General features: G+C 42.8%; 31 protein-coding genes, 1 pseudogene and 1 riboswitch. Of the genes and pseudogenes, 18 read left to right on the top strand and 14 right to left on the bottom strand.

Going from position 1 to position 26,922, the window contains the following annotated elements; genetic code table 11:
- Positions 1-80: 80 nt before the first annotated feature.
- From BQ5796_RS12065 to hmpA, 3 genes are all read left to right on the top strand, one after another.
- Positions 81-1,574 (top strand): o-succinylbenzoate--CoA ligase, encoded by a 1,494-nt coding sequence (locus BQ5796_RS12065; RefSeq protein ID WP_071461284.1) that lies wholly within the window; start codon positions 81-83, stop codon positions 1,572-1,574.
- Positions 1,571-2,677, top strand: coding sequence for an o-succinylbenzoate synthase (gene menC / locus BQ5796_RS12060; protein WP_071460472.1), 1,107 nt, complete (start codon positions 1,571-1,573; stop codon positions 2,675-2,677). The genes BQ5796_RS12065 and menC overlap by 4 nt, the downstream gene beginning before the upstream one ends.
- A 146-nt stretch (positions 2,678-2,823) precedes the next feature.
- Positions 2,824-4,017 (top strand): NO-inducible flavohemoprotein, encoded by a 1,194-nt coding sequence (hmpA, locus tag BQ5796_RS12055; RefSeq protein WP_071460471.1) that lies wholly within the window; start codon positions 2,824-2,826, stop codon positions 4,015-4,017.
- Positions 4,018-4,056: 39 nt separating this feature from the next.
- Here the strand turns inward: hmpA and BQ5796_RS12050 are convergent, their stop codons facing one another.
- Both BQ5796_RS12050 and BQ5796_RS12045 read right to left on the bottom strand, forming a co-directional pair.
- Positions 4,057-4,212, bottom strand: coding sequence for a DUF1540 domain-containing protein (locus BQ5796_RS12050; RefSeq protein WP_071460470.1), 156 nt, complete (start codon positions 4,210-4,212; stop codon positions 4,057-4,059).
- 115 nt (positions 4,213-4,327) lie between these two features.
- A complete protein-coding gene (locus BQ5796_RS12045) occupies positions 4,328-5,287 on the bottom strand; it encodes a metal ABC transporter solute-binding protein, Zn/Mn family (protein WP_200792883.1) in 960 nt (319 codons plus the stop codon).
- A 153-nt stretch (positions 5,288-5,440) separates the two neighbouring features.
- Between BQ5796_RS12045 and BQ5796_RS12040 the strand changes: the two genes are divergently transcribed.
- The gene (locus BQ5796_RS12040) at positions 5,441-6,004 is read left to right on the top strand and encodes a beta-class carbonic anhydrase (RefSeq protein WP_071460468.1); all 564 of its coding nucleotides are present in this window, start codon (positions 5,441-5,443) and stop codon (positions 6,002-6,004) included.
- On the opposite strand, the gene yidD is transcribed toward BQ5796_RS12040, so the two are convergent.
- Complete coding sequence (gene yidD / locus BQ5796_RS12035; protein WP_234969337.1) at positions 5,995-6,261, bottom strand: membrane protein insertion efficiency factor YidD; 267 nt, start codon at positions 6,259-6,261, stop codon at positions 5,995-5,997. The two genes, BQ5796_RS12040 and yidD, sit on opposite strands and share 10 nt — an antisense overlap.
- 136 nt (positions 6,262-6,397) lie before the next feature.
- Between yidD and BQ5796_RS12030 the strand changes: the two genes are divergently transcribed.
- Complete coding sequence (locus BQ5796_RS12030; RefSeq protein ID WP_071460466.1) at positions 6,398-6,871, top strand: S-ribosylhomocysteine lyase; 474 nt, start codon at positions 6,398-6,400, stop codon at positions 6,869-6,871.
- Positions 6,872-6,932: 61 nt separating this feature from the next.
- On the opposite strand, the gene ytzI is transcribed toward BQ5796_RS12030, so the two are convergent.
- Positions 6,933-7,082 (bottom strand): YtzI protein, encoded by a 150-nt coding sequence (gene ytzI, locus BQ5796_RS17410; protein ID WP_074033960.1) that lies wholly within the window; start codon positions 7,080-7,082, stop codon positions 6,933-6,935.
- Between the two features lie 115 nt (positions 7,083-7,197).
- On the opposite strand from ytzI, the gene BQ5796_RS12025 reads away from it, so the two are divergent.
- On the top strand, positions 7,198-7,635 hold the full coding sequence (locus tag BQ5796_RS12025; RefSeq protein ID WP_071460465.1) for a Dps family protein: 438 nt from the start codon (positions 7,198-7,200) through the stop codon (positions 7,633-7,635).
- Positions 7,636-7,723: 88 nt separating this feature from the next.
- Here the strand turns inward: BQ5796_RS12025 and BQ5796_RS12020 are convergent, their stop codons facing one another.
- Positions 7,724-7,981 carry a DUF6154 family protein gene (locus BQ5796_RS12020; protein ID WP_071461283.1) on the bottom strand — a complete coding sequence of 86 codons (258 nt, stop codon included), beginning with the start codon at positions 7,979-7,981 and terminating at the stop codon, positions 7,724-7,726.
- 247 nt (positions 7,982-8,228) lie between these two features.
- Between BQ5796_RS12020 and BQ5796_RS12015 the strand changes: the two genes are divergently transcribed.
- Complete coding sequence (locus tag BQ5796_RS12015) at positions 8,229-8,552, top strand: hydrolase (RefSeq protein ID WP_071460464.1); 324 nt, start codon at positions 8,229-8,231, stop codon at positions 8,550-8,552.
- Between the two features lie 77 nt (positions 8,553-8,629).
- On the top strand, positions 8,630-9,139 hold the full coding sequence (ytkD, locus tag BQ5796_RS12010) for an RNA deprotection pyrophosphohydrolase (protein ID WP_071460463.1): 510 nt from the start codon (positions 8,630-8,632) through the stop codon (positions 9,137-9,139).
- On the opposite strand, the gene BQ5796_RS12005 is transcribed toward ytkD, so the two are convergent.
- From BQ5796_RS12005 to BQ5796_RS11995, 3 genes are read right to left on the bottom strand one after another with little or no spacing between them, the layout of a single operon-like run.
- On the bottom strand, positions 9,136-9,942 hold the full coding sequence (locus BQ5796_RS12005; protein WP_071460462.1) for an ABC transporter permease: 807 nt from the start codon (positions 9,940-9,942) through the stop codon (positions 9,136-9,138). The two genes, ytkD and BQ5796_RS12005, sit on opposite strands and share 4 nt — an antisense overlap.
- On the bottom strand, positions 9,926-10,699 hold the full coding sequence (locus BQ5796_RS12000) for an ABC transporter ATP-binding protein (protein WP_071460461.1): 774 nt from the start codon (positions 10,697-10,699) through the stop codon (positions 9,926-9,928). Before BQ5796_RS12000 ends, BQ5796_RS12005 begins: the two co-directional genes overlap by 17 nt.
- A gap of 9 nt (positions 10,700-10,708) precedes the next feature.
- A complete protein-coding gene (locus BQ5796_RS11995) occupies positions 10,709-11,704 on the bottom strand; it encodes an ABC transporter substrate-binding protein (RefSeq protein ID WP_071460460.1) in 996 nt (331 codons plus the stop codon).
- A gap of 107 nt (positions 11,705-11,811) precedes the next feature.
- On the opposite strand from BQ5796_RS11995, the gene BQ5796_RS11990 reads away from it, so the two are divergent.
- Positions 11,812-12,603 carry an alpha/beta hydrolase family protein gene (locus BQ5796_RS11990; protein WP_071460459.1) on the top strand — a complete coding sequence of 264 codons (792 nt, stop codon included), beginning with the start codon at positions 11,812-11,814 and terminating at the stop codon, positions 12,601-12,603.
- Between the two features lie 34 nt (positions 12,604-12,637).
- The gene (locus tag BQ5796_RS11985) at positions 12,638-12,880 is read left to right on the top strand and encodes a DUF2584 domain-containing protein (RefSeq protein WP_071460458.1); all 243 of its coding nucleotides are present in this window, start codon (positions 12,638-12,640) and stop codon (positions 12,878-12,880) included.
- 43 nt (positions 12,881-12,923) lie between these two features.
- On the opposite strand, the gene pckA is transcribed toward BQ5796_RS11985, so the two are convergent.
- Complete coding sequence (gene pckA, locus BQ5796_RS11980) at positions 12,924-14,516, bottom strand: phosphoenolpyruvate carboxykinase (ATP) (protein ID WP_071460457.1); 1,593 nt, start codon at positions 14,514-14,516, stop codon at positions 12,924-12,926.
- 181 nt (positions 14,517-14,697) lie between these two features.
- Between pckA and BQ5796_RS11975 the strand changes: the two genes are divergently transcribed.
- From BQ5796_RS11975 to asnB, 3 genes are all read left to right on the top strand, one after another.
- The gene (locus BQ5796_RS11975) at positions 14,698-15,072 is read left to right on the top strand and encodes a thiol-disulfide oxidoreductase DCC family protein (protein WP_234969336.1); all 375 of its coding nucleotides are present in this window, start codon (positions 14,698-14,700) and stop codon (positions 15,070-15,072) included.
- A gap of 53 nt (positions 15,073-15,125) precedes the next feature.
- Positions 15,126-15,258: riboswitch (SAM riboswitch) on the top strand.
- 289 nt (positions 15,259-15,547) lie between these two features.
- Entirely contained in the window at positions 15,548-16,747 is a 1,200-nt protein-coding gene (gene metK, locus BQ5796_RS11970; RefSeq protein ID WP_071460455.1) for a methionine adenosyltransferase, read from the top strand.
- Positions 16,748-16,951: 204 nt separating this feature from the next.
- Positions 16,952-18,850, top strand: a complete 1,899-nt coding sequence (gene asnB, locus BQ5796_RS11965) for an asparagine synthase (glutamine-hydrolyzing) (protein ID WP_071460454.1) — start codon at positions 16,952-16,954, stop codon at positions 18,848-18,850.
- A gap of 6 nt (positions 18,851-18,856) precedes the next feature.
- Here the strand turns inward: asnB and BQ5796_RS11960 are convergent, their stop codons facing one another.
- On the bottom strand, positions 18,857-19,720 hold the full coding sequence (locus BQ5796_RS11960) for a C39 family peptidase (RefSeq protein ID WP_200792882.1): 864 nt from the start codon (positions 19,718-19,720) through the stop codon (positions 18,857-18,859).
- A 275-nt stretch (positions 19,721-19,995) separates the two neighbouring features.
- Complete coding sequence (locus tag BQ5796_RS11955) at positions 19,996-20,514, bottom strand: gamma carbonic anhydrase (RefSeq protein WP_071460453.1); 519 nt, start codon at positions 20,512-20,514, stop codon at positions 19,996-19,998.
- A gap of 128 nt (positions 20,515-20,642) precedes the next feature.
- Here BQ5796_RS11955 and BQ5796_RS11950 point away from each other — a divergent pair, with 128 nt between their 5' ends.
- On the top strand, positions 20,643-21,446 hold the full coding sequence (locus tag BQ5796_RS11950) for an alpha/beta hydrolase (RefSeq protein ID WP_071460452.1): 804 nt from the start codon (positions 20,643-20,645) through the stop codon (positions 21,444-21,446).
- A gap of 13 nt (positions 21,447-21,459) precedes the next feature.
- The gene (locus BQ5796_RS11945; RefSeq protein WP_071460451.1) at positions 21,460-22,554 is read left to right on the top strand and encodes a tetraprenyl-beta-curcumene synthase family protein; all 1,095 of its coding nucleotides are present in this window, start codon (positions 21,460-21,462) and stop codon (positions 22,552-22,554) included.
- A gap of 20 nt (positions 22,555-22,574) precedes the next feature.
- Here the strand turns inward: BQ5796_RS11945 and mnmM are convergent, their stop codons facing one another.
- Together mnmM and mnmL are read right to left on the bottom strand one after the other, a co-directional pair.
- Entirely contained in the window at positions 22,575-23,147 is a 573-nt protein-coding gene (gene mnmM / locus BQ5796_RS11940; protein WP_071460450.1) for a tRNA 5-(aminomethyl)-2-thiouridylate-methyltransferase MnmM, read from the bottom strand.
- The gene (gene mnmL, locus BQ5796_RS11935) at positions 23,144-24,106 is read right to left on the bottom strand and encodes a tRNA modification radical SAM protein MnmL/YtqA (protein ID WP_071461281.1); all 963 of its coding nucleotides are present in this window, start codon (positions 24,104-24,106) and stop codon (positions 23,144-23,146) included. The genes mnmM and mnmL overlap by 4 nt, the downstream gene beginning before the upstream one ends.
- 205 nt (positions 24,107-24,311) lie before the next feature.
- Here mnmL and BQ5796_RS11930 point away from each other — a divergent pair, with 205 nt between their 5' ends.
- From BQ5796_RS11930 to BQ5796_RS11920, 3 genes and pseudogenes are all read left to right on the top strand, one after another.
- Positions 24,312-24,569 carry a YtzC family protein gene (locus tag BQ5796_RS11930; RefSeq protein ID WP_071460449.1) on the top strand — a complete coding sequence of 86 codons (258 nt, stop codon included), beginning with the start codon at positions 24,312-24,314 and terminating at the stop codon, positions 24,567-24,569.
- Positions 24,570-24,606: 37 nt separating this feature from the next.
- Positions 24,607-24,781 (top strand): annotated as a pseudogene (locus tag BQ5796_RS11925) (glycogen biosynthesis protein GlgD).
- A gap of 173 nt (positions 24,782-24,954) precedes the next feature.
- Positions 24,955-26,142 carry an MDR family MFS transporter gene (locus BQ5796_RS11920; protein ID WP_071460448.1) on the top strand — a complete coding sequence of 396 codons (1,188 nt, stop codon included), beginning with the start codon at positions 24,955-24,957 and terminating at the stop codon, positions 26,140-26,142.
- Positions 26,143-26,401: 259 nt separating this feature from the next.
- On the opposite strand, the gene BQ5796_RS11915 is transcribed toward BQ5796_RS11920, so the two are convergent.
- On the bottom strand, positions 26,402-26,922 hold a 521-nt coding region (locus BQ5796_RS11915; protein ID WP_071460447.1), incomplete at its 5' end, for a LutC/YkgG family protein.

Below are 26,922 nucleotides of genomic sequence, written 5' to 3'. Positions count from 1 at the left end.
AAAAAGACGTATACTGCAGCCTGATGTGATCATCAGGCTGTTTTCCTATTATAGAAGGAGGAGATAGTGTGGGACAGATTATGCCAAACTGGTTGAAAAAGCGGGCTGAACTGACTCCCGGCAGGACTGCGCTGACCTTCGGGGATGAAAGCTGGACATTTGCGGAACTATATAAAGTTTCTCTTGGGATTGCTAAAAAGCTAGGAAGTCTTGGAGCAGTGAATAGAACGCGCATCGCAGTGCTACTTCCTAATAAGGCTGAATCTGTTTTTATCTTGCATGCCCTGCAAATGGCAGGTTGTGAAACAGTTATTTTAAATAACAGGCTTACTGCAGATGAACTTGCTTGGCAGCTTGAAGATAGTTCACCAAAGATTTTTATTGCTGAAACGTTCTTGTATGACAAAGCAAAAGAAGCATTCCGGAAAGCTGAAGTACCAGAAGGAAAACTGCTCTGTACAGAAGAGATTGCTTTCTTAGAGGCAGCTGGACCATATTCATTACTGAAAGAATATTCCTTGGATGATGTGACAACGATTATGTACACATCAGGAACGACCGGCAAGCCAAAGGGAGTGCTGCAGACATACGGAAATCACTGGTGGAGCGCCACAGGCTCAGCTCTAAACATTGGAATCTATGAACAAGACAAATGGCTGTGTGCTGTACCTATTTTTCATATCAGCGGGTATTCAATTCTTATGCGAAGCATCATTTACGGTATTACCGTGGAACTTCATGAGCATTTTAATGCTGCTGCAGTAATTGAATCTTTCCAAACAAAGCGTGTGACCATCATGTCGGTTGTGGCAACGATGCTTTCACAAATTGTAGAAAAAATGGATGATAGGGGCATGCCAGAGAGTTTCCGCTGCATGCTGCTAGGAGGAGGGCCAGCTCCTTTGTCGCTGCTTGAGACTTGCCGATCAAAAGGGGTTCCTGTCTACCAGACATATGGAATGACGGAAACCTCTTCTCAATTCGCAACACTCCCTCCTGAGTACAGCATAGAAAAGCTTGGTTCTGCAGGGAAAGCTTTATTCCCTAACCAAATCCGTGTCCTTCTTGAAGATGGAACAGATGCTCATCCCTATGCAGAAGGGGAAATCGTGGTGAAAGGACCGAATGTGACCCCGGGGTATGCCAATCGCGACCAGGAAACAGCAAATGCGCTAAAGGAAGGATGGCTGTATACAGGGGATATCGGCTATCTTGATGATAGTGGTTTTCTATTTGTGTTGGATCGCCGTTCTGATTTGATTATTTCAGGCGGTGAAAACATTTATCCAGCAGAGATAGAAGGTATTCTCCAAGCTCATCCCAAAATTTCCGATGCTGGAATCGCTGGGGTGCAAGATGCAAAGTGGGGGGAAGCACCTGCAGCATTTATCGTTAAAAAACAATCATCAGATTTAACGGAACAAGAGGTCCTTGATTACTGTGAAAACCATCTTGCGAAATATAAAATTCCAAAGCATATCATCTTTGTTGAAAGCATCCCCAGAAATGCTGCGAAAAAGCTGTTGCGAAGAAAGTTAAAAGCAATGCTGAAAGGGGAGGATGGCTTGGAATGAATATACGGTCAATCAAGCTGCATCATATAAAAATGCCATTGAAAACCCCTTTTTCTACCCATTTGGAGACTGTCACAGAGCGTGAGGGAATCATCATCGAAGTGACAGGAAAAGATGGTGTAAAAGGGTATGGTGAAAGCGTGGCGTTCACCTCTCCGTGGTATACAGAAGAAACCGTTAAAACGTGCTGGCATATGATGGTCGATTTTTTGATTCCGTTATTACGGGATAACATGCCGAGTACACCACACGATACCGCAAATATTTTTCGCAAATATCGTGGAAATCTGATGGCTAAGGCTGGTATGGAAAGCGCATTCTGGGATTTAGCTGCGAAAAGAAAGGGGATGCCGCTTTTCCAATATATCGGCGGAGTAGGGGAATCCATTCCAGCAGGTGTTGTTATTGCCGGAAAGACAATCAATGATTCTCTCAATCAGATTGAGTTTTATTTGAGTGAAGGTTTCACAAGAGTCAAGGTAAAAATAAGCCCAGAAAACGATATCAAACTCATTCAAATAATCCGACGGCACTTTCCTGATCTAGATTTGATGGCAGATGCTAATTCTGCCTATACCCTCCAGGATGCTGAAAGATTGCTGGCACTGGATGAATTCGATCTTTTAATGGTGGAGCAGCCGCTTGCACATGATGACATCATTGAACATGCAAAACTACAAAAACTGATTAGGACACCGATTTGTCTTGATGAGAGTATTACAAGTTTTGAGTCTGCAAGAAAAGCAATCGAACTTGGCAGCTGCGGCGTTATGAACATTAAGGCTGGAAGAGTCGGAGGATTAGGACCTGCAATGAAAATCCACGATTACTGTAGAGAGCATGATATACCTGTCTGGTGTGGAGGCATGATTGAGTTTGGAGTATCACGGGCACATAGCATCGCTCTTGCATCTCTACCAGGCTTTACGATTCCGGGCGATATATCTGGCTCTTCCCGTTATTGGGAACAGGATATCATCATGCCGGAAATCGAAGTAAAGCATGGGCGGATCTTAATTCCATCATCACCTGGGATAGGTTTTGAAATCCATGAGCGAAGGTTAGCCGAAGTAACCCAATTTACAGAAGAATACTTTATGTAAAAAGGAGGCAGCTTATTCAGCTGCCTTTTTACATGGAATAGAATGAAGAAAATATGACGATGCGTGATTTATATCACAATAAATGATTTCAGTTAATTTTATAATTACTGTGTGAGTAGTGATAAATACAGAAGAGGGTGTTGACAATGCTAGATCAGAAAACAATAGCTATCATTAAATCGACAGTACCTGTACTCGAAGAGCACGGAGAGAAAATTACGAGCGTATTTTACAAAAGAATGTTTTCAGACCACCCAGAGCTTTTGAACATTTTTAACCATGCGAACCAGAAGAAAGGACAGCAGCAAAGAGCGCTTGCCTCGGCTGTTTATGCAGCAGCAAGTTACATTGACAAGCTTGAAGCAATCTTACCTGAGGTCCGTTTGATTGCTCACAAACACCGTAGTATTGGGATTCAGCCTGAGCAGTATCCGATTGTTGGGAAGTACCTGCTGCTTGCAATCAAGGAAGTCCTTGGGGAAGCAGCGGATGAAGAGATTCTCCATGCTTGGAAAGAAGCATACAAGGTGATAGCGGACGTTTTTATCAGTGTGGAAGCAGAAATGTATCATCAAGCAGGATGGGAAGGGTTTCGAGATTTCAAGGTTGTCAGGAAAGTGGCTGAGGGTGATCATGTTGCCTCTTTTTATCTGCAGCCAGTGGACGGCGATTTCCTACCGGAATTTCTTCCCGGGCAGTATGTAAGTGTTCTTGTCGAAAGCACCAATGATTCCTTCAAGCATATAAGGCAATATAGTCTTTCCGCAGCGCCAGGGAGAGATTATTATCGCATCACAGTAAAGCGGGAAGGAGAACAAAACGGAAAAGCTGGGGTTGTTTCACATTTTCTTCATGATCATGCAGAGGAAGGAACTGTTGTGAAAGTAAGTGCTCCTGCTGGAGACTTCACTGTTCATCCGTATGAAGAGGGGCCGCTTGTGCTTATTAGCGGAGGTGTTGGTATTACTCCACTCTTCAGTATGCTGCAGGCTACAGTGGATGCCCAGCCCCAGCGAGAAGTGACTTTCATCCATGCTACATCAAACGGCAGAAATCATACTTTTTCACAAGAAGTAAAGGAATGTGTGAAGAAAGGCAATGTGAAGAGCTTTGTTTTTTACGATTCTCCAACAAAGGAAGATAAAGGAGCCCCAAGCTATTATGAAGAGGGATTTGTTACGAAGGAATCACTCGCTGAAATGATTCCCGCGGTAAATGCAGATTATTACTTCTGCGGTCCGAAGCTTTTTATGAAGTCGATATACATTAGCCTTAGAGAGCTCGGTATTCCGCAGGAAAGGATTCATTATGAAGTATTCGGTCCAATGGAACAATTATAGTAAAGAGAGGGAAGGGCCGCCGCCCTTCCCTCTCCATTTTTATTGTGCTGGTACAAAGGTTTTGCAGCCAGTGTCATCTGTTTCAGCTGCTGTATCTCCAATGCTGCTGACAACATAAATTTGGTCTGCACCACAGAGGTTTCCCTCTGCCCAATATAGGCAGTTATTGACTTCGCAGAGTACGTCCTTCGCCATTGCATGACCCCCTTTGGATAATGTGGATCCTTCATAGTATTTTCATTATTTTGAAAGGAAGTCAGGTAATGTACGGATGATTTGGTATATCGAGAATAAAATCCGGAGGGAATATTTATTCGTTCAATGCTTTATCAAGCGTTTTCAGGTTTTTCTCCATAAGAGTAAAATACGTTTCGCCCTTTTCAATATCTTCTTCTGTTAAAACCGAAAGATTGTGGAGAATTAATTTCTTTGCATTTAATTCTTTCCGTACTGTTTCGGCAATTCGGGACTCGAAGTTTTGCTCCATGAGCACATATTTTATTCCTTCCTTTTTCGCATGTGTAACAAGGGTTCCCAGTTTTTTTTGCGAAGGCTCGTTAGTTGTGGACAATCCAGAGATGCTTGTTTGCTCAATGCCATATCGATCTTCCCAATAGCCGTATGCTGCATGGGAAACGAGAAACTCATCGTGCTTTGTATCGGAAAGTGTGTTCTTGAATTTTTTATCAAGCGAGTCAAGTTCGCCGGCAAGCTGCTGATAATTTTCATCGAATTGTTTCTTTTTTGAAGGGAGGACTTCACCTAGCCGTGTATTAATTTCTATCGCCATGGCTTTGGCATATTGAGGATCAAGCCAAACATGCGGATCTACATCTCCATGCTGATGTCCATCTTCTTCATGTTCTTCATGTTCCTGTTCTTCCTGGTCTTTAACACGATTTCCTAGCTGGAGTTCGCTTCCGGCAGAAATAAGCTTTACATCTTCGTTTTTTAATGTTTCCTTTGCTTTCTCTACAAACCCCTCAAGTCCAAGTCCTACATAGATAAACAAGTCTGAATCAGCTAGTTCCATCATATCCTTTTGTGAAGGTTCAAACGTGTGTTCATCGGCTCCTGGAGGATATATCGTTTCTACGGATACATCCTTACCGCCAATCCTTTCAGCAAAATACTGCAATGGATACACGGTTGTATAAATCTCCACCACATTATCCTTGTCTTTCTCTTGTGCATTTTGTGAGCCGGAACAGCCTGTTAAGAGTAGGCTTGCTCCGAGGAGCAGTGATGCAAATAAACGAAATTTCTTCATGATTTCCTCCGCATAGTTATTATTAATTCGTAATGATTACGATTTACTCTTTGTATGTTACCTAATTCATGCACAAAAATCAAGAGAGTTCACTTGAAGAGAAAATTGCTGTATTCTTATTTAGAATACAGTAGGATACGGAGGTAATGGGAGATGAAAACACTGCAGCAAATTCTGGATTATAATGAGAAGTTCGTTTTAGAAAAAAAGTATGAACAGTTTTCGACAACGAAATTTCCGAACAAAAAAATGGTTATTTTAACTTGCATGGATACCAGGCTTCTGGAATTGCTTCCTAAGGCTCTGAATGTCGGAAACGGGGATGTCAAAATTGTAAAAAATGCAGGCGCGCTTGTTACGCATCCTTTTGGGAGTATCATGAGAAGCTTGCTTGTGGCAGTTTATCAGCTTCAAGCAGAGGAAGTACTAGTTATCGGGCATCATGACTGCGGAATGAGCGGGATGAAACCCGAGACAGTCATAGATTCAATGAAGGCCAGAGGGATACAAGAAGAAACGCTGGAAACCCTCACGTATTCGGGCATAGATATAAAAGAGTGGCTGCACGGATTTGATAATGTCTCGGAAAGTGTCGCTCACAGTGTGGAAATGATCAAGAAGCACCCACTACTGCCAAGGGATATTCCTGTGCACGGTCTTGTCATTGATCCGGGGACAGGTAAGCTAGATGTAGTGGTTGATGGCTATCAATCCTGATCGTTCTCCTTTTCCGTTCCTTTTCGTTTTCGTACCGGCCATTTCTCGGGGACGGGATCGTGTCCACCAGGATGAAGCGGCTGGCATTTCAATATTCTAATGATGGTCATCAGTGAGCCCTTGAAAACACCAAAACGTGTGACGGATTCTAGCCCATATTGAGAACATGTAGGATAAAAACGGCATGATGGAGGCTTAAGCGGTGATATTGCGACCTGGTAAAAGCGAATTAGTTTCAGTATTCCTTTCTTGAACAAAACGACTCTCCTCCCTGAAATAAACATAGCATATATCGAGCAATCCGTCTAAAAATGAAATATCTGTGTAAACTGATGAATTAACTCGGAATTTATTGTATAATGGGGAAAAGCAATGAAAAAGGAGTGAATCACCATGCCATCAGTTGAAAGTTTTGAGTTAGACCATAATGCGGTTAATGCTCCATATGTCAGGCACTGCGGAGTGCACAAAGTTGGAACAGACGGCATCGTCAACAAATTTGATATCCGTTTCTGCCAGCCGAACAAACAGGCGATGAAGCCTGATACGATTCATACACTTGAACACCTGCTTGCGTTTAACTTAAGGGGACATGCGGAAAAATACGATCATTTTGACATTATTGATATATCACCTATGGGCTGCCAGACAGGATACTATCTTGTTGTGAGCGGGACGCCTTCAGTGGAGGAAGTAATTGAATTGCTTGATGCAACAATGAAGGAATCAGTGGAAGTCACAGAAATACCAGCTGCTAACGAAGCGCAGTGCGGCCAGGCAAAGCTTCATGATTTAGAAGGTGCAAAGAAATTGATGCGATTCTGGCTTGAGCAGGATAAAGAAGAATTGAAAAAAGTATTTGCATAAAGCTTATGAAGAAAGGAGGATGCCTTAATGGTATCCTCCTTTCTAACATTAGTCTTTCTCATTAGTCTTTCTCATTTTTCTCCGATTCATCAGAATGCGGTTTAACCGGGTCGACAGTATGCTTGAATTTATATGCTTTGGAAGTTGTCAAAACTGCAAGGATAAGCACGAGCAGGACAATAATGATGGAAATAATAAGTACTGTATACATAAAAAAACCCCCTTTGTCTCAAAATGATTTTATCATGTTCTCTATCCTGAAAGCATGGAAAATGTTTAGAAGTTGGGAAAATAGGGTATATGAATAGAAGGAGGAGATGATAATTATGTCTGCAGAATTAATACAATCTGTTAACAAGCAGGTAGCTAACTGGACAGTTCTTTACGTAAAGTTACATAACTATCATTGGTTCGTGAAAGGACCACAGTTTTTTACGCTGCATGAAAAGTTTGAAGAGCTTTACAATGAAGCAGCTGTCATTATTGACGAATTTGCAGAAAGAATTCTTGCGCTGAACGGCAAGCCGGTCGCAACAATGAAAGAATGTTTAGAGATGTCATCTGTATCTGAGGCAACAGGGAGTGAAAATGAAACAGAAATGATCCGCACCCTTAGTGAAGACTTCTCCAAAACTGCAGAAGAACTGCAAGAAGGAATCAAGTTGGCAGAGCAGGCTCAAGATGAGGGTACTGCTGACATGCTGCTCGGAGTGATGAAAAGCCTTCGTAAGCATCTATGGATGTTCCGAGCTTATTTGTCTTAAAAAGGAACAGTCTGCTGAGGGCTGTTCCTTTTTACATGGTCGAAATAAAAAGACCCGCGTTCAGGGGCCTGGGTGAAATATGTATTTTTTAATGGATATTTCTTGAAGGGTAAAGTGGAGCAGGATGCTGGCCGAATTCATCTTGAGCAAATTTTCCTTTAAGGCTTTCAATTAGATAGACGCCCATAAGATTATAAAGCTCCTGCGTATCGAGCTCTTGAATGAGCTTAATTAAATCATCCCTGGTCATCTCTTCTAAAAATGCAAAGGCAAGCATATCAATATCTTCCTCGTCACCTGTCAATTTATTCCGATATAATTCATACAGTTCATCAATGAGTTTCATATGCCATCCTCCTTTCTTTCCTTGATCTTTTTTCTTCGTTCTCTTTTTTAGCTTATATGTATTTAATACCCTGAACCGGTTCATTTATTCCTATTTATTGTTAAATAGGAGCATCCATCTATTACTCTAATCTTATTTTAACATGGAAAGGGGATGAGAAAAAAATTTTAGAGCATGTTTTTCCGACATAATTCGCCGAATAATCAAGGCCTTTTGGCGGAAACCTTTAGATAAAGGGGTGAGACAGATGGCAGGTGAGAAAAAAAGATATTATATCGATATAGGCAGTGGGGAAATTACCCAAAGTAGGAGTTCTTCTGTTTGGAATTATACAATAGAGGCAAATGATGAGGAAATCATTGCGCTTAGGGAGATTTTCGAACAAAATTACTCAGTGGACTGGCAAAATTTCTTGAGGGCGCATGTTCCTTATGTGCAGTATCATTACGATAAGCAAAATGACGCCCAAGACAGGCTTCTGATAGACATTTACAGGACGATATACCAACTAGGAGATCCAGAAGCAAAAAAGCATATTGAGAGCATGGGGATTTTACCGGAGCTTTCATGAATCCAGGGCAGCAAGGTACAAGCTGTCCTTTTTTTCCTTTATAATATGGAGGAGATGGATGAATCGGGGGATGCAGGTTGAAACAATTCATTGATAAAGAAGGAAAAAAAATCAATTTTACCTATAGAGAAAACAGCTTTGAGAGAGAACCGGAGCATGTACTTGTTGTTTGCAGTTATGAAGGGAAATGGCTTTTAACAAAACATAAGGAACGAGGGCTTGAGTTTCCCGGGGGAAAAAGAGAACCAGGCGAGACGCTCGAAGAAGCAGCCTGTCGAGAAGTAATGGAAGAAACGGGAGCCATTCTAAGGAAATTATCATTCGTTGGTGAATACAAGGTTACAGGCTCTAGTGCATCCTTTATTAAAAGAATTTATCATGCAGAAATTCAATCGTTATGGTCCCGCAGTCATTATTTTGAAACGGAAGGACCAGTGTTGCGGGAATGTAATCTTCTTACAGAAAGGTTTGGAGAAGAATACAGCTTTATCATGAAGGATGATGTAATGAAATTTGTGCTCCTACAACTGGCGTCAAATATGGATGTAAAAGGACAAAAACCCCCTGAAAATGAAGAGGGCTTTTAATTATTTTTGATCAGTTTCTTCTCAAGCAGTTCCACTCCTTGGTACATTAGGGTTGCGAACACGGCGATGATCAGAAGAGATAACAGAACAAGGGTGAAATCGAACACTTGGAATCCATAAATAATCATATAACCTAGACCTTTAGCAGAAGCAAGAAATTCACCGACAATAACCCCCACCCATGACAATCCGACATTTACTTTCAGAGTGGAAATGATTGTTGGGAATGATGCAGGCAGAACTGCCTCCCGGAAGCAATGGTAGCGGGAAGCACCTACTGTTCTAAGCACTTTGAGATAATTGGGCTCCACTTCCCGGAAGGCTGTATACACAACAATGGTGGTGATAATAACGGAAATGATCGCCCCCATCGCAACGATGGAAGTTAAGGTCGGCCCGAGTGCAACAATCAGGATGGGACCGAGCGCCACTTTTGGCATTGCATTCATGATAACAAGGTAAGGATCTAGAATTCTAGATAGCATCGGCGACCACCATAGGGCAGCTGCAAGAAGGGTGCCTAAAAGAGTACCGAGCAGAAAACCTACAACTGTTTCCGTTAAGGTTATGCCTAGGTTTGCTGCGAGACTGCCATCAGCAAGTTTGTCGAGGAATAAATTCCAGACTTTAGACGGGGCGCTAAAAAGCAATGGATCAATGAGCTCTATCCTGCTAGAAGCTTCCCATAAGGAGAGAAATGCAATAAAGATTAGCAGTTGGAAGGAACGAACAGTCCTGTTTTCCCTAGTTAGTTTTTTTCGGTATTCGTCGTGGAGGATTTCTGCTTTAAGTTTTGGATTCAAGTGACTCCAGCTCCTTCCAAATGGTCTGGAAAAACTCGTTAAAGAATGGATGCTGCCTTGCCATGAATGGACTTATATCTCTTAATTCAGCTGGCACCTCAAAGATTTTGTGTATGGTCCCTGGAAGAGGGCTGATCATGACGATTCGGTCGCTCATTGCAATTGCTTCTCCGATATCATGCGTGACAAGGATTGCAGTTTTTTGAAAATGCTTCAGAGTACTGGAAACAAGATCCTCAAGTTTCAGTTTTGTCTGATAATCAATGGCGGAAAATGGCTCATCAAGCAAGAGCAGCTTAGGATCTGTTACAAGTGTGCGCACCAAGGCTACCCTTTGCCGCATTCCTCCTGACAATTCCTTAGGGTAGGAGGATAGAACGTTTCTTAATCCCATTTGTTCGAGCAGCAGAATTGCTTTTTCCCTCGTAGAGGCATCCAGTGTTCCTGTGATCTTGGGACCAAGAAGGATATTCTCTTCGATTGTCTTCCAAGGAAAAAGATAATCCTCCTGTAGCATGTAACCAATTCCTTGATGCCCGCTTCCAGGAGGATGGCCATCAAGGAGCAAACGGCCCTCTGTTGGCTGTATTAATCCTGCAATAATGGAGAGCAAGGTTGTCTTTCCGGACCCGCTTGGGCCGAGGATGGAAATAAACTCACCTTTTGCGATTTCCAAGTTAATATCCTTTATCGCGGTTGTCGCAGATGTTTTGGTAAAATAAATATGATGTATATTACTTAGCGTCAAAAACTCCATCATTGCACCTCACTTCATCGCATTTTTTGCAATTTCAGTATCTACTAGTATTTTGTGCGGAACGTCCTTTGGAAGCTCTCCTGCTTCTTTCATGATGTTTTTGAGATTGTTCCATTCTTTCTTGCCAAGGACAGGGTCTGTAGCAAATGATTCTTGCTTTTTATAGCGATCCACTACTGTTGCAAGAAGTTCCGTATCCGTATCTTTAAAGAATGGCTGGATGACCTTTGCCGTTTCCTCTGCGCTGTGGGAATCTACCCATTGCTGTGCCCGGTAAATAGCTCTTGTAAATTTATCAATCGTTGCTTTATTGCTTTTTATATAGCTGTTTTTAGTCATGAAAGTAGTGTAAGGGACATGACCGGATTCAGAGCCGAACGATGCAACAATATATCCTTTTCCTTCCTTTTCCATAATGCTTGCAGTAGGTTCGAAAAGCTGCACGAAATCTCCTGTTCCGGAGGCAAAAGCATTTGCAACATTCGCAAAGTCAATATTCTGAATCAACTTTACATCCTTTTCTGGTACGATTCCGTGTTTCTTCAACACGTACTCCCCTACCATCTGTGGCATGCCGCCTTTCCTTTGCCCTAGGAAGGTTTTTCCTTGCAGTTGATCCCATGTAAAATGATCGATTTTTTTCCTTGATACAAGGAAAGTCCCATCTGTTTGAGTGAGTTGGGCAAAATTAATAACAGGGTCGTTTGAACCGCGAGCATACACATAAATGGAGGTTTCAGAGCCGACAAGAGCAATATCAGCCCCGTTTGACAGCAGGGCAGTCATTGTCTTGTCACCGCCCCAAGTAGTCTTCAGGTCCACCTTCAATCCTTCTTCTTTAAAAAATCCCTTGGCTAACGCAACATATTGGGGAGCATAAAAAATAGAACGTGTGACCTCTGCGACCCTGACTGTTTGCATTTTTTCCTTGCTGCATGCAGCGAACGGGATGACGAGAAGAATCATCAGCAGGAAGGGGAGTGAGGCTTTCAACACTTTCTTCATTTAGGGTGCCTCCTTTGAATTTTTTCGAAAACATCTTTTATGGTAGTGTATGAATAGCTGAAAAATGTGTGTATGCCCATATATGATGAATGAAAGGAGGAACGAGGATGGAGAGAAAGCGTCGAATAGTTTCAATGTCTGCGTTTCCTTCCCCAAACCCAAAGGTCAGGATGGAAAGTGTTACATATATGGCAGGAGGCTTGAATGTCAAGGGGCTGATGGCTGCACCGCTGGATGGATCAGGCAGGGAAGGCTTCTTATACTTGCGGGGAGGAATAAAGAGTGTAGGAAAGGTGCGACCCGCTCGCATCGCACAGTTTGCAGCAGAGGGCTTCACGGTTTTCGCTCCTTTTTACAGAGGAAATCAAGGAGGAGAAGGGCGAGAGGATTTTGCCGGGGAGGATCGTCAGGATGCCTTCGCAGCATACGAGCTGCTGCAATCACTGCCATGGGTAGATGGTGTGCATATATTCGGTTTTTCAAGAGGGGGAGTAATGGCTCTTCTTACTGCGCTCCGTTATCCTGATGCTTTATCGGTAGTTACATGGGGCGGCGTGAGCGATATGTTCCTTACATACGGAGAAAGAAAAGACTTAAGGCGAATGTTGAAGAGGGTGATTGGAGGAACGCCGGGGAAGTTTCCAGAAAGATATATGTATCGCACGCCGCTAGCTCATTTAGAGAAGATGGCTGTTCCGGTGCTTATCATTCACGGTGCTAAGGATAGTAATGTTTCATTGGAGCATGCCAAAAGGCTTGAAACAAAATTAAAGGAACTTAAAAAGCCGGTAACTGCATGGTATTACGATGCTTACACGCATTACTTCCCGCCTTTGGTCAATCGCAAGGTTGTTAAAGCTTTGACGGAATGGATGAAAAATCAAAGGGGAGCATGTTAAGATTAGAGCGAGAAATAAAAAGGAGCGGATGTTCATGGGGATGCCTTTGGAGCTGAATACAATGATTGTAACAAAAGGGAGAGAAAAGAGAGAGGAAGATAATTGGTTCACATTGAAAAAGGATGGATACCGTCTTTATCCGCTTGATATCCCATTGGAAGTTAAGAAAACGATAGAAGGCGATCTCATTGGTCAAGCAGTGGTGAAAAAAGTGGAATGGACCAATGGTGAAACAAATTTGATGTACCAGTTACTTTCCCTAAAAAGCACAAATTAAAAAGGTCAGCTGCCATTATTGCAGCTGACCTTTCTTTAGTCGTCTATCGAGAGTTGACAGGGCCGCCTTTTTCAACGATGTCATTGGAGACATTTTCGAACTTTTTAAAGTTCTCGCGGAATTTCATTGCAAGCTCTTTCGCTTTCTCGTGATATTCTTCTTCATTAGCCCATGTCTTTACAGGTTGAAGAACATCATCAGGCACTCCCGGCACGTGAAGTGGAATTGCAAGGCCGAAGTTCTCGTCCTTAACGGTTTCCACATTGTTCAATTCGCCCTCGAGCGCAGCATGGATCATCGCGCGAGTATAAGAAAGCTTCATTCGGCTGCCGGTACCGTACTCTCCGCCAGTCCAGCCTGTATTAACGAGATAGACATTTGCACCGTGCTCATCAATTTTCTGGCCAAGCATTTCTGCATAGCGAGTAGCAGGAAGCGGAAGGAACGGTGACCCAAAGCATGTGGAGAAGGTTGCTTCAGGAGAAGTGATGCCCCGCTCTGTACCTGCAAGCTTTGAAGTGTATCCGCTTAGGAAATGGTACATTGCTTGCTCCTTTGTCAGCTTTGAAATCGGAGGTAATACGCCGAAGGCATCTGCTGTCAGGAATACGATTGCATTCGGATGTCCTGCAATGCTTGGCTCTACAATATTTTCCATTGCTTGGATTGGATATGCAGCCCTTGTGTTCTCTGTAAGAGATCCATCGTCGTAGTCTGCCAAGCGAGTGTTATCATCAAGAACAACATTCTCGAGTACCGAACCGAAGCGGATAGCATCGAAAATTTGCGGTTCTTTTTCGCGGGATAGGCTAATGCACTTAGCATAGCAGCCGCCTTCAATATTGAATACACCATTGGCAGACCAACCATGTTCATCATCGCCAATCAAGCGTCTTGTCGGATCGGCCGAAAGCGTTGTTTTCCCAGTACCGGAAAGACCAAAAAACAAGGCAACGTCTCCCTCAGCGCCTACATTGGCTGAGCAGTGCATCGGCATAATTCCAGACTCAGGAAGCAGGTAGTTCATGACGGAGAAAATGGATTTCTTCATTTCCCCTGCATACTCAGTACCGCCAATTAACACAACTTTTTGTTCAAAAGAAACAATGATGAACGTTTCAGACCTTGTGCCGTCCACTTCCGGATCTGCTTTGAAATTTGGAACTGAAATGACTGTGAACTCAGACTTATGGTTTTCTAGTTCTTCTTCGGTCGGCCTGATGAACAGCTGATGGGCAAAAAGATTGTGCCAGGCATATTCATTGATTACTTGGATAGGCAAGCGAGATTTTGTATCAGCCCCTGCAAAGCCTTTAAACACGAATACTTCTTCTTTTTCTTTGAGATAGTTTAATACTTTATTGTACAAGTTTGAAAAAACTTCTTCAGAAATTGGCTGATTAACTGGGCCCCAGTCGATCTTATCTTTTATAGATGCCTCTTCGACAATGAATTTGTCTTTAGGCGAGCGTCCAGTGTATTTACCTGTTGTAGCCCGCACAGCACCTGTTGATGTAAGGATTCCTTCTCCTCTGGAAAGGACTTTTTCTGTCAGTTTAGGAACAGACAGTTGCATATGGACGTTTTTCCCTGAAAGAAGCTGGGAAACCTCATTCGATACACTTGTAGATGTCATTCAAGAATACCTTCCTTTATTAAAAAATTATTATATAGTTGTAAGCATTTCCATCTCATTGAACAGTATAGCACATTGAAATCATTAGTCTATACTAATCGAATGAAAAACTATACATCTTTTTTGCCCCTTTTTAAGAATGTTAAAATATAATATAAGGAAGAAAAAAGGGGGGGATGGAGTGGCTAAGGTTGTTGTTTTATACGATTCAACATGTTCGTTATGTACCAATTCAATGAAAAGGATGAAAAAGTTAGATTGGCTCGCGAAGGCGAATTGGACTCCGCTTGAAGAGTGGAACAGCATCCAATTTTCCGCAGAGGATTTAAGAGAAGAAATCCATGTTGTCTTGGAAAATGGAGAAGTTTTAAAGGGGTTTTATGGGGTTAGGAAGGTGCTTCTCTTATTCCCTGTGACTTTCCCTGTTGCTCTCCTCCTTTATATGCCGTTTGTTCCAATTTGGGGAGTACCGATTTATAGACTGATAGCTAAAAACCGGCACCTTTTTTTCCATGATAAATGCACTGATGATACTTGTTCCATTAGGGATTCATAAAATCATTGACATCTGGTGTTTCATTGCGTATTATTTTGACTTGAACGGATACTCTCTTATCCCGAGCTGGTGGAGGGACAGGCCCTATGAAACCCAGCAACCTGCAGAAAGTAAACAGCAAAATTGCTGTGCTTTTTAGCAAAGGTGCTAACCTGAGGCAAGGGGACAGCCCTTGAACGATAAGAGTGAAAGGCGCGGATTTGAAGCCAAAACCCTTTCCTCAATAGATGATGGAAGGGTTTTTTTATGCCGATTTTCCGAAGGTGGCGGAACATAAAAACCTTATAAGGTGCCTTGATTGGGAGTGGAAAAGAAAAAGTGAATGGCCTTGCTGACATTGGCGGACACTTTTTCAACAGCCATATTCCTAATAATATCTCTGGGTTTATTTCATACTACTAAGGGAATGAGTACCGTATCAAAGTCGGACCTGGTGGGGGGTCCTAACATTTCCATATATTAAGGAGGAAACAAGATGTCAACAAAACGCCGTTTGTTCACTTCCGAGTCAGTGACTGAAGGCCATCCTGACAAGATTTGCGATCAAATTTCCGATGCAATTCTTGATGCGATCCTTTCAAAGGATGCAAATGCTCGTGTCGCTGCTGAAACTTCTGTTACAACAGGTTTGGTATTGGTTGCTGGAGAAATTACAACAAGCACTTACGTCGATATCCCGAAAATTGTTCGTGAGACAGTCAAGAATATTGGTTATACACGGGCGAAATACGGATTCGATTCTGAGACTTGCGCTGTGCTTACTTCGATTGACGAACAGTCAGCGGATATTGCAATGGGTGTAGACAAAGCGCTTGAATCCCGTGAAGGCCAAATGTCTGATGAAGAGATCGAAGCGATTGGAGCAGGCGACCAAGGCCTTATGTTCGGATTTGCGTGCAATGAGACAAAGGAACTTATGCCTCTTCCAATCTCTTTGGCACATAAGCTTGCACGCAGGCTGACGGAGGTACGCAAAGATGAGCTGCTTCCATACCTGCGCCCAGATGGAAAAACCCAGGTAACGGTAGAGTATGATGAAAACAACCAACCTGTTAGAATCGATACAATCGTTATCTCTACCCAGCACCATCCAGAAGTAACGCTTGACCAGATTCAGCGTAATTTGAAAGAGTATGTCATCAACCCTGTAGTTCCGAAAGAACTGATTGATGAAAATACTAAGTACTTCATCAACCCAACTGGCCGTTTCGTTATTGGTGGTCCTCAAGGAGATGCCGGTCTTACTGGCCGTAAGATTATCGTCGATACATATGGCGGCTATGCACGTCACGGTGGCGGTGCGTTCTCCGGTAAGGATCCTACAAAGGTTGACCGCTCTGCTGCCTATGCTGCACGATACGTTGCCAAAAACATTGTTGCAGCTGGTCTCGCTGATAAAGTGGAAGTGCAGTTTGCATACGCCATCGGTGTTGCAAAGCCAGTTTCTATTGCGGTTGATACATTCGGTACAGGCAAAGTGAGCGAAGATGTTTTGACAGACCTTGTCAGCAAAAACTTCGACTTGCGCCCTGCAGGAATCATCAAAATGCTCGACCTGCGCAGGCCTATTTATAAGCAGACAGCTGCTTACGGCCATTTTGGCAGGGCGGATATCGATCTTCCTTGGGAGCGTACAGATAAAGCAGGACAACTACGCAAACAAGCTAACATTTAACAAATAAAAAAGCTGGGTCTGCACTTTTTGCGGTCGCCAGCTTTTTTTTATGACTGGAATAATAGTGATATTTATCCAATTCTTTATTTTTTTCCTTCATTGATGCAAAGCGAATACATTTAGTGTTAGTATTATATAGTGCGAAATAGCACTTTTTATGCACAGCAATATTATTCTTTTGGAACGGAGAAGGTGACGTACATAATGTGTGGCTTTATCGGTTGTGTACACGAAAATACACATAAATACACTGCTGAACAGAAACAGCTGTTTAAAAATATGAATGATGTGATCACTCACAGGGGACCTGATGACGATGGTTTTTATGATGATGAACATATTCAGTTTGGTTTCCGCCGTCTTAGCATCATTGACATCGAGTGTGGCCATCAGCCCCTCACCTATGAAAATGAGCGATACTGGATCATTTTTAATGGAGAAGTATATAACTATGTAGAGCTTAGAGACGAACTTTTGCAGGAAGGCTTGGAATTTGCAACGCATTCGGATACAGAAGTAATCATTGCGTTGTACAGCCACCTGAAGGAGAAGGCAGTGAGTAGGCTCCGCGGCATGTTTTCTTTCGTTATTTGGGATAAACAGGAGCAGCAGCTATTTGGCGCTAGAGATCCTTTTGGGATTAAACCATTCTTTTATTTCGAAGATGGGGAAAGAACGTTCTTCGGTTCAGAGAAAAAGAGCATCCTCCTCGCGTTGGAGAATGATGTCCTTGATTATCAGTCATTGCAGCACTATTTAACGTATCAGTTTGTACCAGAGCCTGATACTATGTCAAAAGGTATCCATAAGCTGGAGCCTGGTCATTTCTTTACGAAAAAAATCGGTGGCCCAATGAAAATTGAACGCTACTGGAAAGCAAACTTCCAGCCGGTGTACAAGTCGGAGGATACGTTTATCAAGGAAATCCGCGATGTAATGTTTGACTCGGTTAAAATCCATATGCGGAGCGATGTGCCGGTCGGTTCTTTCCTTTCAGGCGGTATTGATTCTTCCATCATCGCTTCGATTGCAAAGGAATTCCATCCTGCAATCAAGACGTTTTCTGTTGGATTTGAACGCAATGGTTTCAGTGAAGTAGATGTTGCAAAAGAAACAGCTGACAAGCTTGGGGTCGAAAATATCAGCTATATTATTTCACCACAAGAGTATATGGAAGAGCTGCCGAAAATCATGTGGCATATGGACGATCCGCTTGCAGATCCAGCATGTGTTCCACTCTATTTTGTTGCGAGAGAAGCAAGGAAGCATGTAACGGTTGTTCTTTCAGGTGAAGGAGCCGATGAACTGTTCGGAGGCTATAACATCTATCGAGAACCTCAAGACCTAGAAATTTTTAATAAGATTCCAGCTATCGGCAAATCATTGCTGAAAATTATCGCAAAGATCATGCCTAAGGGAATGAAGGGGAAGAGCTTCCTCGAACGCGGCGTTACCCCGATGGAGGAGCGTTATATTGGAAACGCGAAGATGTTCACAGAGAAAGAAAAGCGGGAGCTCATGAACGTCTACCAAGAAGGACTGCATTATACGGATATAACCAAGCCTTTGTATGCGGAAAGCAGAGGATACGACCCTGTTGACCGAATGCAATATATCGATATTCATACGTGGATGAGAGGGGATATCCTTCTTAAAGCAGATAAAATGACCATGGCACATTCATTGGAACTTCGGGTTCCTTTCTTGGACAAAGCAGTATTTGAAACAGCATCGAAAATTCCAACGAGCCTGAAAACTGCCAATGGGACTACAAAGTACATTTTGCGCAAAGCTGCGGAAGGTGTAGTTCCAGCGCATGTGCTTGATCGGAAAAAACTTGGGTTTCCTGTTCCAATCCGCCATTGGCTGAAAGATGAAATGAATGGATGGGCAAAGAACCTGATCAAAGAAAGCAACACGGATCATCTCATCAACAAATCGTATGTCCTGCAGTTGCTTGATGACCACTGCCAGAACAAAGCAGATAATAGCCGAAAAATCTGGACGGTTCTAATGTTCATGTTATGGCATGATGTTTATGTCGAAAAAAAATACTCCTTTCAAAAGGAGTATGAGATGGAAAAAACGTTCCAAACATTATAATTTATTTTAGGGAAGGTAGGTTATTGCTTGCTTTCCCATTTGCACCCATGCTTCCGTAAAGTTGGAAATGGGTGCTTTTTTATTTTTTTCACCGGTTAGCGGGTCATTGAAGTAGATATAGCTTTGATTGTATCCCGTTAAGAGGACAGAATGTTCTTTGTAAGTAATCTTTATCTCACCTTGTGGAGTTTTCCATGTTTCGAACTCGTTTGGTGAGAGTTGCTGATATCGAGTATTGATTATTACCCAAACAGGCTTTCCGGCAGAAAGAGGGATTTTCAGTTCTTCAAAATGGACTCCTGTCAAGTCTTTAATCCTGTTAGGCATGTACTTTTCAGCGAGTTCTGCTACAGGTTTATGATAAACGCCTAAGCCATATTCCTTACGGGTGTGCATATTGCCGACAAACCCTTCGTTTGGATGGCCGTAATGGATTACGCCGTCAATGACGTGACGCTTTTCTCCATTCTTTTTTATTTCCTTCGCAAGTTCCGTTTTATCTACATCGACCCCTGCATGGCGGAGGAGCATAGTGAGACTTGTAACTTCACAACCTCTTTCCAGTTCTGGCAGTTGTGATATAGCGGGAACATCGAGGAGGACCGACTCTTTCAGCTTGATAGCAGGGTATTGTTTTTTTGTTGAAGATGGATTATTGATTTCCGGTTTTGTCGCGATCCATCCCTTGACAGAATCCACGGCTTTAGCAACTCCGCTATCAAAGGAGCTTTCCGCTGCATAAAAAGCAACAGCTCCAAACAGTATGATGAGCGCCATCGAAAAAAATCTCCTTGGCCTCCGGTAAAACAGCAGAATGATGAGCAAGGAAGCTGCAGAAGTTAAAGCAATTGTCATGTATAATGAAAGCATAGAATCACCCTTGAAAAAGCGAATGTTTTGTTTACTAGCAGAGTATGGTATATAAGATTTATATCGGCATATTCCTTCTATAGTTAAGGGGAATGCAGGTAAAAAGGGAATAGCGAAATAGCCGAATGGAAATAGAACGGATAGGTTAGGCAATAGGAGATAAAGCGTGTGGAAATAAAAGATAGTAATGAGGGGTTAGAGGGATTTTATCTAGGGGGTTTTACCGCATCACCGCAGTGGGGGACTGCCCCCACTGCGGTGATGCGGTAAAGTTTTCAATCTTTCTTTTGAAGTGATCGGTAGTATTGAGCCTTTTCTGCATATTCGCGGCTGATTCTTTCCATATCATGAATATCGTCAGCTGTCAGTTCACGTATGACCTTTGCAGGCCTGCCGAAAGCAAGAGTATTTGGAGGGATTTTCTTTCCCTGCGGAACAAGGCTTCCTGCGCCGATGAATGCTCCTTCACCAATTTCAGCTCGGTCGAGGATAATGGAACCCATTCCGATTAAGGCTTTCTTTCGGATTATGCAGCTATGTAGGATCACCTGGTGTCCGATTGTCACTTCATCCTCAAGGATTAAAGGATTCTTTGGACTTTGGTGTAGAACCGAATTATCTTGGATATTCACTTTTTTTCCGATAACCGTTGGAGCGACATCCCCTCGGATTGTACAATTGAACCATACACTCGATTCTTCGCCAATCTCTACATCTCCTGTGATCGTAGCGTAGTCAGCGATAAAAACGGAAGAAGCTATTTTGGGCAGCTTATCATGATAAGGATAAATCAATGAATTGCACTCCAATCATTTTTTTTCCAAAAGGAAAGCTGGAAAACAGTCCTCGCTTTCTTTTCCGGTTAATTATATATTATAGTTCTTTTATCAGTTGTGAAAGAAAAAGGTAGGTGCTGATCTTCATGTGGAAATGGGAAGCAGAAGGAGAAGCGAGAGCAGTAGTTGTCATGATTCACGGTGCCCTCGAACATCATGGCCGTTACGGTTGGCTAATTGAAATGTGGCGAAAAGCAGGGTTTCACGTCATTATGGGGGACTTGCCTGGACAAGGTATGACAACAAGAGCAGACAGAGGGCATATTGAAGATTTTGAAGAATATCTTGAAGAGGTCAAAGAATGGCTTGATGCAGCCTACCAATTTGATCTGCCTGTCTTTCTTGTCGGACATAGTATGGGGGGACTTATTGCAATCCGTCTTCTTCAGAAGTACAGGACAGACATTGCAGGGGTCATTCTGTCATCCCCTTGCCTTGGCCTTGTTAACTATCCATCCAAACCTTTGAATTTACTTTCTGTCGTTATGAATACTGTTGTTCCATCATTCAGGATGGCACCGGGTCTTTCTGTCGAGATGGCGACGAGAAACAAAGACGTCCTTGAGGCAGATATGCATGACTCGCTTTATATCACAAAAGTCTCTGTTAGATGGTACCGCGAACTCCTTGAGGCTATGGAAAAGGCTTTTGAAGAAATCGGGAAAATTCAGGATATCCCGATGCTATTAATGCAAGGTGGGGAAGATAAAATTGTGGACAAACGTGCGGTGAAGGAATGGTTTAACCACACTCCGCTTTCTGAAAAAAGATATAAGGAATGGCCAAAGTGTTATCATGAAGTGTTCAATGAACCAGAAAGGGAAGAAGTCTTCGAATATGCCAAGGATTTTGTCATTAGCCAATTAAAAGCAATTGGCTATGTATACTAGAAAGGAGCAGTCCATGTCGATACCATCCATGCCAATAGCTCTGATGTACCGTGTCTATCGCAAAGTGCTGCCGCAAGTTCATCGGGAATTGAATTACTGGAAGAAAAGAGCAGAAGCTATACCAAATGTAGAGCTGAGAAAACAGGCGCTTGCCAGCATTGAGGATAAAACCTTTCATTGTGAAGGTGGCAGCATCCTTAGCTTGATTGCTCAAGAGAAGCGACCAGAAGCTATTCGGTTCATCGTTGCCTATCAGACGATCAGTGATTATCTTGACAATCTTTGTGACAGAAGCACCTCTCTTGATCCTGAAGATTTTTCAGCACTTCATGAATCGATGCAGGATGCACTAAATGTGAATGGAGAACTTCGCGATTATTACCGAAGTAGAGAGGATCGCAATGATGGCGGCTATTTAAGGGAGCTTGTTAGCGTCTGCAGAAGTATGCTTGCAGATGTTGCGAGCTACTGCGAAATCAAAGAACATCTCAGCGAACTTTGCGGGTATTACTGTGACCTTCAAGTACATAAGCATGTGGATAAAGGAGAGAGAGTTGAAAGGCTTCAGAATTGGTTCGATTCCAATCGTGATAAAATCCCTGATATGCAATGGTACGAGTTTTCTGCATGTACCGGCTCCACTCTTGGGGTATTTTGCCTTGTTTCCTATGCCATGAGGGAAGACTTTCGACCGGAGTTTGCAGAGAGTATCAGAAAAGGGTATTTTCCGTATATACAGGGTTTGCATATTCTTCTCGACTATTTTATTGACCAGGATGAAGACTTAAAAGAAGGCGATTTAAATTTTTGTTTTTATTACGAAAATGAAGAAGCCCTTTTCAACAGGCTTCTTCACTTCATGGAAAATGCTGATCGCCATACATTTAATCTACCTCATCGAAAGTTCCATCAGCTGATCAATCGAGGTTTGCTTGGAGTATACCTTTCTGACGAAAAGGTACTCCGTCAGGATAAAGTGAAAAAGCTTGCGAAAAACATGATCAAAAGCGGTGGGCATATCAGCTATTTCTTTTATCTTAACGGTCTTGTATATCGTTCACTGCAAAAGCGTATACCTGCCTCGCTTGTCCGTTCCTTTGTAAAATAAACGCAGAGCCTCCCGTTTCGTCATCGCTTTTCCATTGCAATGATGAACGGCGGGCTGTTTTTTTGGTTCATGAATTCGTAACGCAGGATATGAGCCTTTTCTTGCTCAACCGTTTCTAAAAACTGCAGCAGTTTGTCCTTCTCTGTCTTTCCTTCCGGATGGCCATGGTAAATGACTAAGACAATTATACCTTCCGGGGCCATCATGTCAAAAATACGCTCGACAGCGCGAATTGTTGTTTCCGGCATGGTTACAATCGATTTGTCCCCGCCAGGCAAATAGCCTAGGTTGAAAACGGCACCAGCCACTTTTCCGTGATACGCAAAAGGGATACAGGAATTTGCGTGCTCGTGGCCTTTATGAAAAAGCTCAACTCTCCCCTGAAGGTTTTTAGCGAGCAGCTTTTCTTTGCATGTCGTCAGAGCAGCTTCCTGGATATCAAAGCCAAACACTTTTCCGGTATCACCAACGAGTTCAGCAAGGAAAATCGTATCATGGCCATTCCCAACAGTTGCATCAATTGCAACGCTTCCATGGGAAATTGCTTTTTCAAGCAGGTGTCTCGCGAACGGAAGAATACGTTCTAGCTTCATTTTGCTTCCTCCTCTGACAGGTAAAATTTACCTTGCCAACTATTCCGCTTTTTGAGTTCTGCGTCAATAGCGTTCAATACTTCCCATTTATTCACACTCCACATTGGTCCAATCATCAAATCAATTGGTCCATCTCCTGTAATTCGGTGAACAATCATTTCTGGAGGCAGTATTTCAAGCTGGTCACAGACTAGCTTGACATACTCTTCAAATGAAAGGAATTTCAATAAGCCCTTTTCGTATTGCTTGACCATAGGTGTTCCTTTAAGTAAATGAAGCAAGTGTATTTTAATTCCCTGTACATCAAGTTTTGCCACTTCCTTGGCTGTTTCAAGCATCATGGCTGTTGATTCCTTCGGCAAACCGTTGATGATATGGGTGCAAACCCTGATTCCATGTTGGCGAAGCTTTTCAACACCCTCTACATACATTGAAAAATCATGTGCGCGGTTAACAAGTAACGCTGTCTGTTCATGGATGGTTTGCAGACCCATTTCCACCCAGAGATAGGTTCTCTCGCTTAATTCTGCCAAGTAATTGACTACATCATCTGGAAGACAATCAGGCCTCGTAGCGATTGACAGTCCGACAACACCATCTTGAGAGAGGGCTGCTTCAAACATCACTCGCAATTCAGAGACCGGCGCATGCGTGTTCGTATAAGCTTGAAAATAAGCCATGTAATTTCCGTCTTTCCATTTTGTATGCATCTTTTCCTTTACTCTTTGAAATTGCTCTGATATTTCTTGGCGCCTGTCACCCGCAAAATCACCTGAGCCGGCAGCACTGCAGAAAGTACAGCCGCCATAAGCGACGGTTCCATCCCTATTTGGACAGTCAAAACCACCATCCAAAGCTATCTTGAAAATTTTCTGTCCGAAAGTCTGGCGCAAATGGTAATTCCATGTATGATACCTTTTTTGGTCATAAGCATATGGAAATGGGTTAATACGATTCATCTTCCTACTCCTCATTTTGCATAATCCAGGCATTGCCGTTATTCCGCAATCCATCAGAAGAATTGTATCATGAAGCGTTCGCCCTATCCAATGGACAAAAATAAATGGAAGCAATAAGTGTCTCTCCACTGTGATAGGAAAAGGGGAAGTGAACAAAATAAAGAAGAAGCAAAAGCTTCATACCATAATCAGGAGGTGCTTGCTTGTGGCAACGCGGCAATCTGTGGAAGAGCATATCCAACAGTGTGAAACGAGCATCCTTACTGCAAGGGAACAGTATGAGAAGGCAAGCATGCAGGAACATTACAATACAGAAGAATATACACAATCCATGATGGAATTGGAAGAGGCGTATAATGACCTGGCAAAATTGGCTCTTAGCTGCAACTCCCAACAGCGTGAGCGCCTGCACCGAATGAGGCTTCAACTGCAGCAATTGCAAAATAGCATGATCTTAAGGTAACGTAGCGGACAAAAAAGAGATTGAAGGGTGGCCCATAATGAAGAAAAGGTCTAAACAAAATAATCCAGAACAGAAAACTAGGAACGGAAATCAGGATGTGGAGTTTGGCTTCAGAGCAAGATCCTATTAAGAGAGCCAAGAAGAAGTATGAACAGTCCGGTGGACAGCCAGTCAAGTCGAAATTCCATCCAGAGCCGGAACAATCATCTTAATATTGTGAAGCCGCACAGCCTTATGGGGGTGCGGCTTTTTAGTATTAAGAAATCAGGCTAGGTCTCAAATAAATGTTGCTAAATAGGTTTAAAACTACTAAAATGATATTTTGGAAATCGAAATATCTTGGAGATGCAAACATCTGGCATCTTGATAAAGGAGCGTTTTACATATGCCTAAAGCTTTATGGCTATTGGTTATTGGAATGGCAGTCAATGTAACTGGCTCTTCCTTTTTGTGGCCTTTAAACACCATTTACATTCACGAATATCTTGGTAAATCTTTGGCGGTAGCTGGAGTCGTACTTATGTTAAATTCTGCGGCATCCGTTGTTGGAAATCTTATCGGAGGTACGCTTTTTGACAAAATAGGAGGCTACAGGAGCATTCTGTTAGGGATTGCGATTACCATCCTGTCGTTGGGGGGATTGACCCTTTGGCATGACTGGATACCATATGTCACATTCCTCACGATCGCAGGGTTTGGCTCAGGCATTGTCTTTCCTTCTATGTATGCAATGGCAGGCTCAGTGTGGAAAGAGGGGGGAAGGAAAGCTTTCAATGCCATTTATATCGCCCAAAACCTTGGTGTCGCACTTGGAGCAGCACTTGGTGGTGTAATTGCTTCCATTTCGTTCGATCTTATATTTTTGGCAAATACGCTGATGTATATCGCCTTTTTGCTTATTGCGATTTATGGTTATCGCGGAATCCAGTCAGCAGTTCCTAAGCAGACAAGCATCATTCAGGAGAATGGGCCTGTCAGGAGCTCTGCCAAGCTTTTTGCGATGGTGACAATCAGTGCAGGCTACTTGCTGTGCTGGGTTGCTTATGTTCAATGGCAAGCAACCATTCCTGCATATGCACGAGAACTTAATGTTTCAGTCGGACAATACAGTGTCCTGTGGACGGTGAATGGGGCGCTGATTGTTTTAGGGCAGCCGATTGTGAACAGGCTTGTACGTCCATTTGAAAAATCATTGAAAATCCAAATGTTAATTGGCATCTTGATTTTTATCCTATCTTTCTTTATCTCCGCATCTGCAGGAAACTTTGCAGGGTTTCTAGGAGCGATGGTTGTTCTGACAATCGGTGAAATGCTCATCTGGCCAGCAGTTCCAACCATAGCGAACGATCTTGCTCCAAAGGGAAGAGAAGGTTTCTACCAAGGCATCGTTAACAGTACAGCGACAGCAGGGAGGATGGTCGGACCGCTTTTGGGCGGCATTGTTGCCGATTTATACGGTATGTCCATGCTTTTTGGGGTTCTCGTATTCCTGCTCGCTGGGGCTATGCTCACCACATCCGTCTATGATCGGAAGCTGAAACAGGCGGCATCATATCAGGAAAAGGCAATGTAAATAAGCGGCCCTTGTGGCCGCTTATTCTCTTGAAAAGTGTCTGCTCCTGTATGATATATTGTGGGTCCACCTGCTTTATAAAATTGTCATTATGACTCGCTTTCTTGTGAACAATAGGTGGTTTTTGGGGAAATAGAACTGATTCTTGAAAAAGTCTTGTTTTCTAACCGATTACAAAGCGGATTGAATATAAAAAAACGCAGACAAATTCAATGGAGATTTGTCTGCGTTCTGGAGCAGTCACTAAACGGCTGCTTTTTTATAAATCTTCAATAACAATATAAGTTGCTTTAATTGGTCCATGAACACCGACTACGAGGTTTAGTTCGATATCAGCGGAGTTGCTCGGTCCTGTTATGAAGTTAATGCAGGATGACACTTTGTTCCCTTCAAGGTGAAGTTCCCGCAGCTTTTTTGCTGCTTGGGTCATGCGAGGAACGATACTGCTTTTTGGAACTAGACAAATATAAGTGGCTGGAAGGAAGCTGACGGATCGTCCTTTATCCTTATCCGTAAAAAGTGTAACGGTGCCGGACTCTGCAAGCGTAATTTCACTGATTGTGATGCCGACATTCGCCTTCTCTGCAAGTTTGATGTTCTCGCTGCCTCTTTGATCGTCCCATTCGAGATAATCAATGTTCTGTTCTTTCCACTGTTCCTTCATCAGGGAGTCAAGCCCCCATTTTGAAAATCTCTCGTCTTTCCAGCTTATCACAGGACCCCCGCCATATTCGGCAACTGTTTCTGCAAGCGTGGCGGGAAGGGTTTTTTGATTTTTTT

The sequence above is a fragment of the Bacillus massilinigeriensis genome (assembly GCF_900111815.1).
Classification (GTDB): Bacteria; Bacillota; Bacilli; order Bacillales; family Cytobacillaceae; genus Mesobacillus_C; species Mesobacillus_C mediterraneensis.
Note: the sequence above shows the minus strand (reverse complement) of the source record. Positions and strands in the feature narration are given on the sequence as shown.